We start from the raw sequence: 12,527 nt of genomic DNA, 5'->3' as shown, positions 1-12,527 counted from the left end.
TTCTCCGTGGATCGGGACTCGATCAGGACGGCGCCGCGACGGGTGCGGCGGCGGGCTCGGTCTCGGCGTCGGCGGTCTCGGCCCCGTCGGGGATCTCCGGGACGTCCTCGCCGCGCAGGACCGCGCGGGCCCGGTCGACGTCGAGGCCGTCCTCCCAGCGGGCGACGACCAGGCTGCCGAGGATCTGTCCGGAGAGGCTGACCAGCCCGCGCATGGTGGACAGGAAGCGGTCGACGCCGATGATCAACATGATGCCGACGACGGGCACGATCCCGGTGGTGCTCAGGGTGGCGGCGAGGATGACGAACCCGGCGCCCGCGACGCCCGCGCTGCCCTTCGAGGTCACCAGGAAGACCGCGAGCAGGCCGATCTGCTGCCAGAGCGAGAGCTCCACGCCGAACGCCTGCGCGATGAACAGCGAGGCGAACCCGAGGTAGAGGCAGACGCCGTCGCCGTTGAAGGCGTAGCCCGAGGGCACGACGAGCCCGACGATCCGCCGGGGCGCGCCGAGGTGGGTGAGCTTGCGCAGCAGCGCGGGCATGACGACCTCGTAGTTCGAGGTGCCCAGGGTGATCAGCAGCTCGTCGCGGAAGTAGCGGTAGAGCCGCAGGATGCGCAGCCCGCACAGCCGGGCCAGCACCCCGAACACGACGAGGCTGAACACGATGCCGGTGACCCAGAACAGCAGGACGAAGTTCCCGAGGCTCACCAGCGTCGACGCCCCGAACTTCCCGGTCGTGTACGCCATGGCGCCGAAGGCGCCCAGGGGCGCCGCGTACATGACCAGGCGGATCATGCCGAAGGTCGCGTCGCCGATCTTCTGGACGGCCGTGACGATGCCCTGGCCGCGGGGTCCCATGGCCTTCACCGCGATCGCGAACAGGATCGACACCAGCAGGACCTGCAGGACGTTGCCCTCGGTGAAGGCGTTGACCACGCCGCTGGGGATGATGTCGACGAGGAAGTCGTACCAGTGCCCGCCCTCGCCTTGGGCCACGTACTGCGCGGCGCTCCCGGACAGGCGCAGCGCGTCGGGCCGGGCGTTCACGCCGTCGCCGGGACGGAACACGTCCATGACGACGAGCCCGACGATCAGCGCGAGCGTGGTGACGACCTCGAAGTAGACGAGGGCCTTCACCCCGATCCGCCCGACCGACGTGAGCTCGCCCGCCGACGCGATGCCGGTGACGATCGTGCAGAACACGACCGGCGCGATGAGCATCTGGATCAGGGCGATGAACCCGGTGCCGATCGGTTCGAGCGCGGCCCCCACGCCCGGTGCGAGCAGCCCGACCGCGGCGCCGGCGACGATCGCGACGAGGACGGTCACGTAGAGCTTCGTCGTGAAGGCGCTGCGGACGATCGAGCGGACCGACATCGGGGACCTCGCTGTCACCGTGTACGACTGACGTACATCTGTGCGATGGACGCACACGACCGTGGGGGCGTGCGGCGCGGTTGTCAAGGGCCGGGCGCGCCGCCGGTGCGAGACTGGCGCCGTGTCCCGCGAGGATCCGGACGTCATCGACTCCGTGGACAAGGCACTGCAGGTGCTCACGGTGTTCTCCGCCGAGCACCCGGAGCTGTCCGTCAGCCGGGTCGCCGAGCTGACCGGCTTCACCCGGGCCACGGCCCGCCGCATCCTGCTGACGCTGCGCCGCCTCGGATACGCCGAGGAGCGCGACCGCCGGTTCCGGCTGACGCCGCGCGTGCTGCGGCTGGGGTACGGCTACCTGTCGTCGGCGCCGTGGTGGGAGACCGCGGAGGTGCACATGCGCAGCCTCTCGACGACGCTGCAGGAGTCGTCGTCGCTGGCCGCCCTCGACGGCACCGAGATCGTCTACCTCGCGCGGGTGCCGAGCCCCCGCAGCGTCGCGATCACGCTCAACGTCGGCTCACGGCTGCCCGCCTACCCGACCTCGCTCGGGCGGGTGCTGCTCGCGGCCCTGCCCGACGACGAGCTCGACGCCTACCTGGACGCGGTCGAGCTGCGCCCGCTCACCCCGCACACCGTCACCGACCCGGCACGCCTGCGCGAGGTGCTCGGGCAGGTGCGCCGGGACGGGTTCTCGCTGATCGACGGCGAGCGCGAGGAGGGCGTGCGGTCGGTGGCGGCGGGCGTGCGCCACCGGGGACGGGTCATCGCCGCGCTCAACGTCTCGGTCAACGCGGCGCGGCTGTCGGCCGACGAGCTGCGGGAACGCTGCGCCCCGATGGTCGTCGAGCACGCCGAGGCGATCTCGGGGGAGATCGCGGCGCGCTGAGGCCGGTTCAGCCGGCTCAGCCCACCTTGCCCACCCGCAGGTGCTCGACGAACCAGTCGCGTGCCGCACCCGAGCTGACCTCGAAGCCCGGGCCGGTGTAGGCGTCGAAGTGCCCGCCGGGCACGATCACGAGCTTCTTCGGGTGGACGGCGGTCTCGTACGCGGCGGCGGCCGCCTCGCCGGCGACGAGGCGGTCGTGCGGCGCCACCACCATCTGCGCGGGCGTCGGGGAGATGAGCGGGAGGAACCGGCCGGGCTCGTAGCCCTGGAAGAGCTCGATCGAGCGCAGCGTGACCTCGTTGCGCCACGACGGCGCGCGGTCGCGCTGGGTGCGGGTGAAGAACTCGTACGAGTCCGGGGTGGGCAGCGCGGCCGGCGCCGCCGGGTCCTCGCTGACGACGGGCATCATCGCCGGCTCCCCGCCCCGGGCGCGCTCGAGGCGGTCGGCGGCGAACGCCTCCCACGTCGGACCCCATGCGTCGATGCGCACGAGCGACTCGAACGCCTGCCGGCCCGAGACGAGCGGGACCTGACCGGACACCGCCTTGACGCGGCGGTCGATCGCGCCGACGACGTAGGAGTGCGCGCCGGAGTAGCTCGAGCCCCACACGCCGATCCGGTCCGCGTCGACGTCGTCGCGGCCCTGGGCGTAGGTGATCGCGTGCTGGTAGTCGCGGATCTGCTCCCAGGGGTCGATCTCCTGGCGCGGCTTTCCTGGCGCGGCGTCCGACGCGCCGAACCCGCGGTTGTCGTAGACGACGCACGCCAGTCCGGCGGCGGCGAAGACCTCCGCGTAGTCGTCGAGGTGCTGTTCCTTGACCGCGGAGAAGCCGTGCGCCATGACCACGCACGGGTGGCCGCCGTTCGCGTCGGCGCCGTCCGGTGCGTAGAACCAGCCCCGCAGCGTCACACCGTCGGCGTCGAAAGAGATGTCCTCGCGCATCGTCGCGCTCCCGTCACGTCGTCCACCCGGACGACCGAGCGTTCCCCGGACGGCGCACGGCGGGATACCGCCGTGCACCGTCAACCGGGTAACGGTCAGGGCACGACGTGGATCAGCGGGCGACGAGGTCGATCCGGCACTGCGCGACCGGGTCGGCCCCGGCCGGCACCTGCACGACGGGCTGGACCGGCGCCACGGCCGCGATCTCGAAGGCGCCGGTGAGCGCGACCCCGCCGCCGGCCTCGGCCGGGCGCGGCGCGACGTGCGCGGCGTCGGCACCCTGGATGGTCAGCACGGCGTCCGCGGCGGCGCTGTCGGCGCCCGGGCAGCTGAAGTTGCGCACGACCACCGTGGCCGGCTGGGCCGCCGCATTGCCGCCGGTGAGCGCGGCCTGGTCGATCTGCACCTGGAGGTCTACCTGGCCCTGGGCCAGCGTGGAGCCGCGGAGGGAGTCGGGGTAGGAGACGAGCGTCGCGACCAGCCCACTCGCGTCCACGTCGTTGCGCACCACCCGGTCGACGTCCTTGGCGAACAGGCCGCGCGCGACGCCGGTCAGGGCGAGGGCGAGCAGCAGGACGACCACGATGACGACCGCCGCCACGATCCCGAGGATCGTGCGCGACTTCCCCTGCTGCGGCGTGCGTTCCCGTACCGACATCCCTGGCCCCCGAGCGATCCGTTCCGACGTGTCACTGCTAGATCGGCGCGATGCCACCGGGCGTTAGCTTCGTTCGCCCGAACGGGTGGCCGGCCCGGCGGCGGCGACCTCGGATGCCGCGTGCCCGGGGCGGACGGTGGACCTCGTGGCAGCGGTCACCGTGGCCTGTGGTTGCATGTCCCCTCTGGTCGGGCGTCGGGGGCGGACTCATCAGCGCGGTGATCGAACCGAGGGCGACGGTGGACACCGTCGAGACCGTGCCGCGCGCGGACGACCGCGGACGGACCCGCTGGAACCTCGTCACGCTGGGCGCCACGACGGCCGTCTTCGCGGTCCTCGTGTGGCACCGGCGCTGGATCAGCGACGACGGCCTCATCGTGCTGCGGACGGTCCGCCAGCTCGCCGCCGGCCGGGGGCCGGTGTTCAACGCCGGCGAGCGCGTCGAGGCCAACACCTCGACCCTGTGGACCGCGCTGCTCGCCCTCCCCGGCCTGTTGCCGGGCCAGGTGCTGAACTGGTCCGCCGTCGTCCTGGGCCTGGTCCTCTCCGTCGCCGGGCTCGCGCTCGGGCTCGACGGCGCCCGCCGGCTGTTCGGCGCGCCGCCGCGGATGGTCCCGTTCGGCGCCCTGCTGGTCGTGGCGATGCCGCCGTTCTGGGACTTCGGGACCTCCGGGCTCGAGACCGGGCTGATCATCGGGTGGCTCGGCCTCACGTGGTGGCTGCTTGTGCGCCGGATCGACCCGGGCCGGCCACGGGAGGCCTGGTGGCTCGCGGTCGTGCTGGGCCTCGCCCCGCTCGTGCGGCCGGACCTCACCCTGGTGGCGCTGGTGGTGGCCGTCGTCGTGGTCGTGCTCGAGGCGCGGCACGGATGGTGGCGGCTCGCCGGGCTCGCGGGTGCCGCCGCGGCCCTTCCCGTCGTCTACGAGATCTTCCGGGCGGGCTACTACGGCCTGCTCGTGCCCTCGACCGCGCTGGCCAAGGAGGCGTCCGCGCCCCGGTGGGAGCAGGGCCTGCACTACCTCGACGACCTCGTCCGGACCTACGTGCTGTGGGTCCCGCTCGCGGTCCTCGCGGTGGTGGGACTGGCGCTGGTGCTCGGCTCGCCGCCCCGGGGCACGGGGTCCGCGGGGCGCCGGACGACCCTGGCCGTCGCCGCCGCGCCGCCGGTCGCCGCCCTGCTGCTGACCCTCTACGTCACGCGCGTCGGCGGCGACTTCATGCACGCGCGCATGCTGCTGCCGGCGCTGTTCTGCCTGGTGCTGCCCGTGATGGCGGTGCCGCTGCGCCGCGACCTCGTGCCGGGGCTGGTGGTGCTGGGCGCGTGGGCGCTCGTCTGCGTGGCCGGACTGCGGCCCGACTACGGCGAGGAGCTCGGCCCGAACTTCATCGCCAACGAGCGCATGTACTACGTGAACATCACGCGGTCGCCGCACCCGATCACCACCGACGACTACCTCGGGCACCCCGTCGCCCCCGACGGCGCGGCGACCGTGGCCGCGGCGCCGCCCGGCACGTTCGTGCTGCGCGGGGCACAGGACGACTGGTCGCTGTTCCGCGAGGCCCCCGGCGTCCCGTCGACGATCGTCTGGCTGAACCTCGGTGTCACCGGCGAGCTGGCCCCTCTCGACGTCCGCGTGCACGACGCGGTCGGGCTGACCAACCCGCTGGCCGCGCACTCGACGAGCGTGCCCGACGGCCGGATCGGTCACGACAAGGAGCTGCCGCCGTCCTGGGACCTCGCCGACGCCGGCGTCACCGATCCGCAGTGGCTCGACCCCGGCGAGCTCGCGGCGGCCGGCGCCGCCGTCGCCTGCCCCCGCACCCAGGAGATGCTGGCGTCGGTCCGGGAGCCCCTCACCGCCGCGCGGTTCTGGGAGAACCTCACCGGCGCGTGGGAGCGCACGTCCTACCGCTACCCGCGCATCCCGTCCGAGGCGGCGGACTGCCGCACCGCGTGAGTCAGGACGGGACGAGGCGCACCCGGAACATCGAGGGCCAGTACTTGCCGGTGAGCAGGAACCGGTCGGTCCCGGGGACGGCGGCGATGCCGTTCAGCACGGCGTCGGGGTCGTCCGGGCGCTGCCCGGGCGGGAGCAGTCCGGCCGCGTCGACGACCGCGGTGACGCGCCCGGAGCCCGGGTCGATGCGCACGAGGCGGTCGGTGTGCCAGACGTTCGCCCACACGCCTTCGGCGGTGCACTCGAGCTCGTTGAGCCGTTCGACCGGCACGTCGGCGGCCGTCACCCGCACCGTCCTCACCGGCGCGAACGAAGCCGGGTCGCGGAGCACCAGCTCGTCGGTGCCGTCGCTCGTGACGACGCGCGTCCCGTCGTGGCACGCCCCCCAGCCCTCGCGCTCGAGAGGGACGGTGCGCCGGATCGTCCACGTCGCGGGGTCGCGCTCGTAGGCGATCCCGTCGCGGTAGGTCAGCTGCCAGAGCGCGGTCGGGGTCGCGGTGACGCCCTCCCCGTAGACCGCAGGCGGCAGCGGTTCGGCGCGGCGGACCGCGCCGGTGGCCGGGTCGAGCGCGCGGAGCTGGGAGCGCCCGGTCAGCCCGGTGCTCTCCAGCAGCGCGTCGCCGTCGATCTCGAACCCCTCGGTGTACGCCGTCGGGTCGTGCGGCATGACGGCGAGGACCTCGGGCCGCAGGGTCGCGACGCCCGCCGCGCGCAGGCGGGCCGGGTCGTCGAGGACCGACGGCTCCGCCCGGGGCAGCGCGGACACCACCACGACGACGAGCCCGGCGACGACGAGCGCTGCGGCGCAGGCCAGGCCGGCCCACCGCAGCGTCGGCGTCACGCGGACGACCGGAGCGGGGTCACCAGCCGCGCTCGCGCCATTCGGAGAGCTTCGGGCGCTCGGTACCGAGCGTCGTGTCGTCGCCGTGGCCCGGGTAGACGTGCGTGTCGTCGCCGAGCTGCCCGAACACCTTCGCCTCGAGATCGTCCATCAGCGACGCGAACTCGGCCGGGCCCGCGGTCTTGCCCGGGCCGCCGGGGAAGAGCGAGTCGCCGGTGAACAGGTGCCCCGAGCCGGCCGGGTCGCGGTAGAGCAGCGCGATCGAGCCGGGGGTGTGCCCGTCGAGGTGGATGATCTCGACCTGCGCGCCGCCGAACCGCACGGTGTCGCCGTCGCCGACGGTGTGGTCCGGGGCGACCGGCAGCTCGGGGGCGTCGGCCTCCCCGGCGTAGGTGGCGGGGGAGAGGGCACGCACGGCGTCCTCCAGGGACTGGATGTGGTCCCAGTGCTTGTGGGTGGTCGCCAGGCTCGTCACCTTGCCGCGGTCGGCGACCGTGGCGACGGTGTCGAGCAGGCGGTCGGTCTCGTTGGCGGCGTCGATCAGCAGCGCCTCGCCGGAGCCGTGGTCGACCAACAGGTACGCGTTGTTGTCCATCGGCCCGACCGACACCTTGGTGATCGAGACGTCCTTCAGGTCGCGCCGGGCGGCGGGGCCGCCGGGCTCGACGTGGCCGGTGTAGTCGTCGAGGAGGTCCACGGCCGTGAGCCTAGTGGCGTCAGGGCCGCACCGGCTTGTGGCCGGCGCGGCGCAACGCGTCCGGGCTGAGGATCTCGCCGCAGCTCTCGCAGCGCGGGAGCTCGTCCTCGGCCATCACCACCTCGCGGTGGCGGCACTCGGCGCGCTCGCCGCTCCAGCCCGGGCGCGACCGCAACCGCGCCAGGTCCGCCGGGTCGATACCGCTCATGGCTCCATGGTGCCCGTCAGGGCGTCCGGGCCGGGTCGCGGCCGGCCAGGGCGACGACGCGGTCGAGCAGCGGCGCGTCCCGGGTGACGTCGACCGCGGCGCCGAAGGCACCCATCTGCCGGCCGAGCGGGGTCAGGGCCGTGAGGGCGTCGTGGACCTCCTCGAGCAGGCCCTCGTCCCACGCCACGGGCCGGCGCAGCCCCGTCGCGAGGTCCCAGCCGTGCAGCACCAGCTCGCAGAGCGCCATCGTGCCGACCACCGCGGACGGGATCTCCGAGCTGGTCATCGTGGTGGTGCCCGTCCACGCCTGCGGGTCGCTCCAGACGGCGACGAGGTCGTCGCGCTCGGCACCGAGCACCGTCGGCCAGTCGTCGCCGAGGGCGCGGGTCGTGGGCTCGGGCGGGGTGCCGCGCCCGGCGCCGGCGAGGACCGGCGTCCAGGTCATCAGGTGCTCGGCGAGGTCGCGCACGGTCCAGCCCTCGCAGGGCACGAGCGCGTCGAGGTCACCGGCGGCGTCGGCGACGAGCTCCTCGTGCGGGGCGGCAGCGGCGCCGATGAGGTGCGGGCGGGCCGCGAAGTCGGGGAACACCCGGAGGACGCTAGTGACGCCCCGGCCGCCCGTCATGGAGGAACGCGACACCGTGGACGAGCGGGATCCGCGCGAGCTCGGCGGTCACTGGCGCACCGCCCAGCGGATCGCCGTGCACGAGCCCGACCCCGATCTCGCGCCGTGGGTCGAGCGGATCTGGACCGCCTCGTGGGACTACGCCGAGCCCTACGCCCAGAAGATCGTCCCGCTGCCGCAGGTGCACGTGTCGGTGATCGGCGACTCCGGGCCCCGTGTCGTCGGGCCGCGCAGCCGGCACATGGTGCGCGAGCTCGTCGGCCGGGACGCGGTCGTCGGCGCGGCCTTCCGGCCCGGCGTGTTCCGGGCGTGGGCCGACCGGCCCGTCGGGCGGCTGGTCGACCGCGAGCTGGACGCCGCGGACCTCCCGGGCCTCGGTGGTGTCTGGCGCGGGGACATGGGCGCCTGGCTGCGGGCCGGCGTGCCCGCCGACGGTCCCGGGGCGGCGGCGAGGGAGGCGGGGGAGCTGGTCGCGCACGTCGCCGCCGACCCGACGATCGCGCGGGTCGACCGCCTCGCCGCGGCCGCCGGGCTGGGGATGCGCACCCTGCAGCGCCTGTTCGCCGAGCACGTCGGCCCCGGCCCGAAGTGGGTGATCCGGCGCTACCGGCTCCAGGAGGTCGTCGAGCGCCTGGAGACGGGCGGGCCGGAGGTGGACTGGGCGGACCTCGCCGCGACCCTCGGCTACGCCGACCAGGGTCACCTGTCCCGCGACTTCACCGACCTCTTCGGCGAACCGCCGACCTGGTACGCCCGCCGCTACCCGGGATCACCGGTCTGACGGTCACCGCGCCGGCGCCGGCGCCGTGGGCGGCCGGCGGGCCGGAGATCAGGAGCGCGCTGTCCACCCCCGGGCGGGCCGCGAGGTGCACCAGGCGCTCCTGATCACCGGGCCCCAGGGCACGAACCCGTCCGGACCTCCACGAACCGGGCGGCGGGAACACCGGGACCGGCGCCGTCGTTGCGACGACCGGCGCAGCGGTCACGCGACCGTCGCGACGCCGTCCCCGCCGCCCGGTGCTCGTCGTCCCTCGCACCCCGTCCGGCGCCCCGACCGCGGGCGGCACGGCCGTTGTCGGGGGTCGCTCCTAGCATGGAGTGCACCGGGGGAAGAGGCATCCGATGGCGTGTGTTCCGAACCCCGGCGCGTCTCGCCCCGAGCCAGGAGGCCCCGCACGTGGTCGATCGTCTCGTCGTCCAGGGCGCCCGTGAGCACAACCTCACGGGCGTCGATCTCGACCTGCCCCGCGACAGCCTGGTCGTGTTCACCGGGCTGTCCGGATCGGGCAAGTCGAGCCTGGCGTTCGACACGATCTTCGCCGAGGGCCAGCGGCGCTACGTCGAGTCGCTCTCGGCGTACGCCCGCCAGTTCCTGGGGCAGATGGACAAGCCCGACGTCGACTTCATCGAGGGGCTCTCGCCCGCGGTCTCGATCGACCAGAAGTCCACGAGCCGCAACCCGCGCTCCACCGTCGGCACCATCACCGAGGTCTACGACTACCTGCGCCTGCTCTACGCCCGCGCCGGCACGCCGCACTGCCCGACGTGCGGTGAGGTGATCTCGAAGCAGACGCCGCAGCAGATCGTCGACCAGGTGCTCGAGATGGAGCCCGGCCGCCGGTTCCAGGTCCTCGCGCCGGTGATCCGCGGCCGCAAGGGCGAGTACGTCGACCTGTTCAGCCAGCTCCAGGGCCAGGGCTACTCCCGCGTGCTGGTCGACGGCACGGTCTATCCGCTCTCGGAGCCGCCGACGCTGAAGAAGCAGGAGAAGCACGACATCGCGGTGGTGGTCGACCGCCTGTCGGTGAAGTCCAGCGCCAAGCAGCGCCTCACCGACTCGGTCGAGACCGCGCTGCGCCTGGCCGAGGGCATCCTCGTGCTCGACTTCGTCGACCTCCCCGACGACGACCCGGACCGCGAGCGCCGGTTCTCCGAGCGCATGGCCTGCCCCAACGGCCACCAGCTCCAGGTCGACGACCTCGAGCCCCGCGCCTTCTCCTTCAACTCGCCCTACGGCGCGTGCCCGACGTGCGCCGGGCTGGGCATCAAGAAGGAGGTCGACCCCGAGCTGCTGGTGCCCGACGACGAGCTCTCGCTCGCCGACGGCGCCATCGCGCCCTGGGCCATCGGGCAGTCGGCGGAGTACTTCACGCGGCTGCTCACCGCGCTCTCCGAGCAGGTCGGCTTCCGCATGGACACCCCGTGGCGCAAGCTGCCGGCGCGGGTGCAGAAGGCGGTGCTGCACGGTTCGGAAGACCAGGTGCACGTGCGCTACCGCAACCGCTACGGCCGCGAGCGCTCGTACTACGCCTCGTTCGAGGGCGTGGTGCCGTTCCTCGAGCGCCGGCTCGACCAGGCGGAGTCCGACAGCGCCCGCGAGCGCTACGAGGGCTACATGCGCGACGTGCCGTGCCCGGCGTGCGGGGGCACGCGCCTCAAGCCCGAGATCCTGGCCGTGACCCTGCGGCACGAGACCCTCGGCGACCGCTCGATCGCCGAGGTCTGCGCGCTCTCCGTGGCCGACTGCGCCGAGTTCATGACGGGCCTCGTCCTCGGCCACCGCGAGCAGGTCATCGCGGGGGCGGTGCTCAAGGAGATCGGCGCGCGGCTCGGGTTCCTCCTCGACGTCGGGCTCGACTACCTGTCGCTGGCGCGTGCCGCGGCCACGCTCTCCGGCGGCGAGGCCCAGCGCATCCGCCTGGCCACCCAGATCGGCTCCGGCCTCGTCGGCGTGCTCTACGTGCTCGACGAGCCCTCGATCGGGCTGCACCAGCGCGACAACCGCCGGCTGATCGACACACTGTCCCGGCTGCGCGACCTCGGCAACACATTGATCGTCGTCGAGCACGACGAGGACACCGTCCGGGCGTCCGACTGGGTGGTCGACATCGGCCCGGGCGCCGGCGAGCACGGCGGGAAGGTCGTCTACTCCGGGCCGGTCGCGGGTCTCGAGCAGAGCGAGGAATCGCTCACCGGTGCCTACCTCGCGGGCCGGGAGGAGATCCCGGTGCCGCAGATTCGGCGCCCGGTCGACAAGAAGCGCCAGGTCAGCGTCGTCGGGGCCCGCGAGCACAATCTGCACGACGTCGACGTCTCGTTCCCGCTCGGCTGCCTCGTGTCGATCACCGGGGTGTCCGGGTCGGGCAAGTCGACGCTGGTCAACGACATCCTGGCCACGGTGCTGGCCAACAAGCTGAACAAGGCCCGCCAGGTCCCGGGCCGGCACACCCGGGTCACCGGCACGGAGCACCTCGACAAGCTGGTCCGGGTCGACCAGTCGCCGATCGGGCGCACGCCGCGGTCCAACCCGGCGACCTACACCGGCGTGTGGGACCACATGCGCAAGCTGTTCGCCGCCACCAACGAGGCGAAGGTGCGCGGCTACGGGCCCGGGCGCTTCTCGTTCAACGTCAAGGGCGGGCGCTGCGAGGCGTGCGCGGGTGACGGCACCATCCGCATCGAGATGAACTTCCTGCCCGACGTGTACGTGCCCTGCGAGGTCTGCAAGGGCGCCCGGTACAACCGCGAGACCCTCGAGGTGCACTACAAGGGCAAGAACGTGGCCGAGGTCCTCGACATGCCGATCGAGGAGGCCGCCGAGTTCTTCAAGCCGATCGGGGCGATCCACCGTCACCTGCAGACGCTCACCGAGGTGGGCCTGGGCTACGTCCGGCTCGGCCAGCCCGCCCCGACGCTCTCCGGCGGCGAGGCGCAGCGGGTGAAGCTGGCGTCCGAGCTGCAGAAGCGCTCCGCCGGCCGGACGCTCTACATCCTCGACGAGCCCACCACCGGCCTGCACTTCGAGGACATCCGCAAGCTGCTCGGTGTCATCAACGGCCTGGTCGACAAGGGCAACACCGTGCTCGTCATCGAGCACAACCTCGACGTCATCAAGGTGTCCGACTGGGTCGTCGACATGGGTCCCGAGGGCGGCAACAACGGCGGCACCATCGTCGCCCAGGGCACGCCGGAGCAGATCGCGGCGGTGCCCGAGAGCTACACGGGCCAGTTCCTGACCAAGCTCGTCGAGCCCGACGCCGGCCCCGTCCGCAAGAGCCGCGCGAAGAAGGCGGGCTAGTCCGGCGGGGCCCGATCCCGGGGCGACGGGAAGGAACACCGCAGGGCAGTGGTAGCGTTACACCCTGAGCGACCAGCTCGGTGGGTGCAGCGCGTCCGTCGAGCGGCAAGTGGAGCCCCGGCTCCCACCCGTCCGCCGTCCAGGTGAGCGGGTCCGGTCCAGCCGCCTCAGGCCGGTCCTGAGGCGGAGGTGTCCGCGCTGGTGGACACCGGATCGGTCGACCGTGGGCCCCGACGCCAGGCATGGCGCGGGGCC

Annotated in this window: 11 protein-coding genes; 4 read left to right on the top strand and 7 right to left on the bottom strand. The window is 73.5% G+C overall.

The features are described 5' to 3' along the window. Positions 1-22 precede the first annotated feature (22 nt). Entirely contained in the window at positions 23-1,378 is a 1,356-nt protein-coding gene (locus QSK03_RS17475) for a cation:dicarboxylate symporter family transporter (RefSeq protein ID WP_285654436.1), read from the bottom strand. Positions 1,379-1,499: 121 nt separating this feature from the next. Between QSK03_RS17475 and QSK03_RS17470 the strand changes: the two genes are divergently transcribed. Further along, complete coding sequence (locus QSK03_RS17470) at positions 1,500-2,264, top strand: IclR family transcriptional regulator domain-containing protein (RefSeq protein WP_285654434.1); 765 nt, start codon at positions 1,500-1,502, stop codon at positions 2,262-2,264. A gap of 16 nt (positions 2,265-2,280) precedes the next feature. On the opposite strand, the gene QSK03_RS17465 is transcribed toward QSK03_RS17470, so the two are convergent. Both QSK03_RS17465 and QSK03_RS17460 read right to left on the bottom strand, forming a co-directional pair. Further along, the gene (locus QSK03_RS17465) at positions 2,281-3,207 is read right to left on the bottom strand and encodes an alpha/beta hydrolase (protein ID WP_285654432.1); all 927 of its coding nucleotides are present in this window, start codon (positions 3,205-3,207) and stop codon (positions 2,281-2,283) included. A gap of 112 nt (positions 3,208-3,319) precedes the next feature. Beyond that, positions 3,320-3,865, bottom strand: coding sequence for a hypothetical protein (locus QSK03_RS17460; RefSeq protein ID WP_285654430.1), 546 nt, complete (start codon positions 3,863-3,865; stop codon positions 3,320-3,322). Positions 3,866-4,104: 239 nt separating this feature from the next. On the opposite strand from QSK03_RS17460, the gene QSK03_RS17455 reads away from it, so the two are divergent. Next, complete coding sequence (locus QSK03_RS17455; RefSeq protein WP_285654429.1) at positions 4,105-5,823, top strand: arabinofuranosyltransferase AftB family protein; 1,719 nt, start codon at positions 4,105-4,107, stop codon at positions 5,821-5,823. 1 nt (position 5,824) lies between these two features. On the opposite strand, the gene QSK03_RS17450 is transcribed toward QSK03_RS17455, so the two are convergent. The 4 genes from QSK03_RS17450 to QSK03_RS17435 are packed head-to-tail and all read right to left on the bottom strand — an operon-like array spanning position 5,825 to position 8,158. Further along, positions 5,825-6,664, bottom strand: a complete 840-nt coding sequence (locus QSK03_RS17450; RefSeq protein WP_285654427.1) for a glutaminyl-peptide cyclotransferase — start codon at positions 6,662-6,664, stop codon at positions 5,825-5,827. 19 nt (positions 6,665-6,683) lie between these two features. Next, entirely contained in the window at positions 6,684-7,361 is a 678-nt protein-coding gene (locus tag QSK03_RS17445; protein ID WP_285654425.1) for an MBL fold metallo-hydrolase, read from the bottom strand. 19 nt (positions 7,362-7,380) lie between these two features. After that, positions 7,381-7,569 (bottom strand): hypothetical protein, encoded by a 189-nt coding sequence (locus tag QSK03_RS17440; protein WP_285654423.1) that lies wholly within the window; start codon positions 7,567-7,569, stop codon positions 7,381-7,383. Between the two features lie 16 nt (positions 7,570-7,585). Beyond that, positions 7,586-8,158 (bottom strand): TIGR03086 family metal-binding protein, encoded by a 573-nt coding sequence (locus QSK03_RS17435; protein ID WP_285654421.1) that lies wholly within the window; start codon positions 8,156-8,158, stop codon positions 7,586-7,588. Positions 8,159-8,210: 52 nt separating this feature from the next. Between QSK03_RS17435 and QSK03_RS17430 the strand changes: the two genes are divergently transcribed. Both QSK03_RS17430 and uvrA read left to right on the top strand, forming a co-directional pair. Continuing rightward, positions 8,211-8,975 carry a helix-turn-helix domain-containing protein gene (locus QSK03_RS17430; protein ID WP_285654418.1) on the top strand — a complete coding sequence of 255 codons (765 nt, stop codon included), beginning with the start codon at positions 8,211-8,213 and terminating at the stop codon, positions 8,973-8,975. Positions 8,976-9,371: 396 nt separating this feature from the next. Next, on the top strand, positions 9,372-12,272 hold the full coding sequence (gene uvrA / locus QSK03_RS17425) for an excinuclease ABC subunit UvrA (RefSeq protein WP_285654416.1): 2,901 nt from the start codon (positions 9,372-9,374) through the stop codon (positions 12,270-12,272). The last annotated feature ends 255 nt before the right edge of the window (positions 12,273-12,527 follow it).

Source organism: Actinomycetospora sp. NBRC 106375, assembly GCF_030269665.1.
Classification (GTDB): Bacteria; Actinomycetota; Actinomycetes; order Mycobacteriales; family Pseudonocardiaceae; genus Actinomycetospora.
The sequence above is the reverse complement of the archived record's forward strand: the minus strand, read 5'-3'. Positions and strand labels throughout refer to the sequence as shown.

Excerpts from the sequence above, each read along its gene's own strand:
- QSK03_RS17460 (WP_285654430.1), bottom strand. The coding sequence starts at position 3,865 with ATGTCGGTACGGGAACGCACGCCGCAGCAGGGGAAGTCGCGCACGATC.
- QSK03_RS17465 (WP_285654432.1), bottom strand. The coding sequence starts at position 3,207 with ATGCGCGAGGACATCTCTTTCGACGCCGACGGTGTGACGCTGCGGGGC.
- QSK03_RS17440 (WP_285654423.1), bottom strand. The coding sequence starts at position 7,569 with ATGAGCGGTATCGACCCGGCGGACCTGGCGCGGTTGCGGTCGCGCCCG.
- QSK03_RS17475 (WP_285654436.1), bottom strand. The coding sequence starts at position 1,378 with ATGTCGGTCCGCTCGATCGTCCGCAGCGCCTTCACGACGAAGCTCTAC.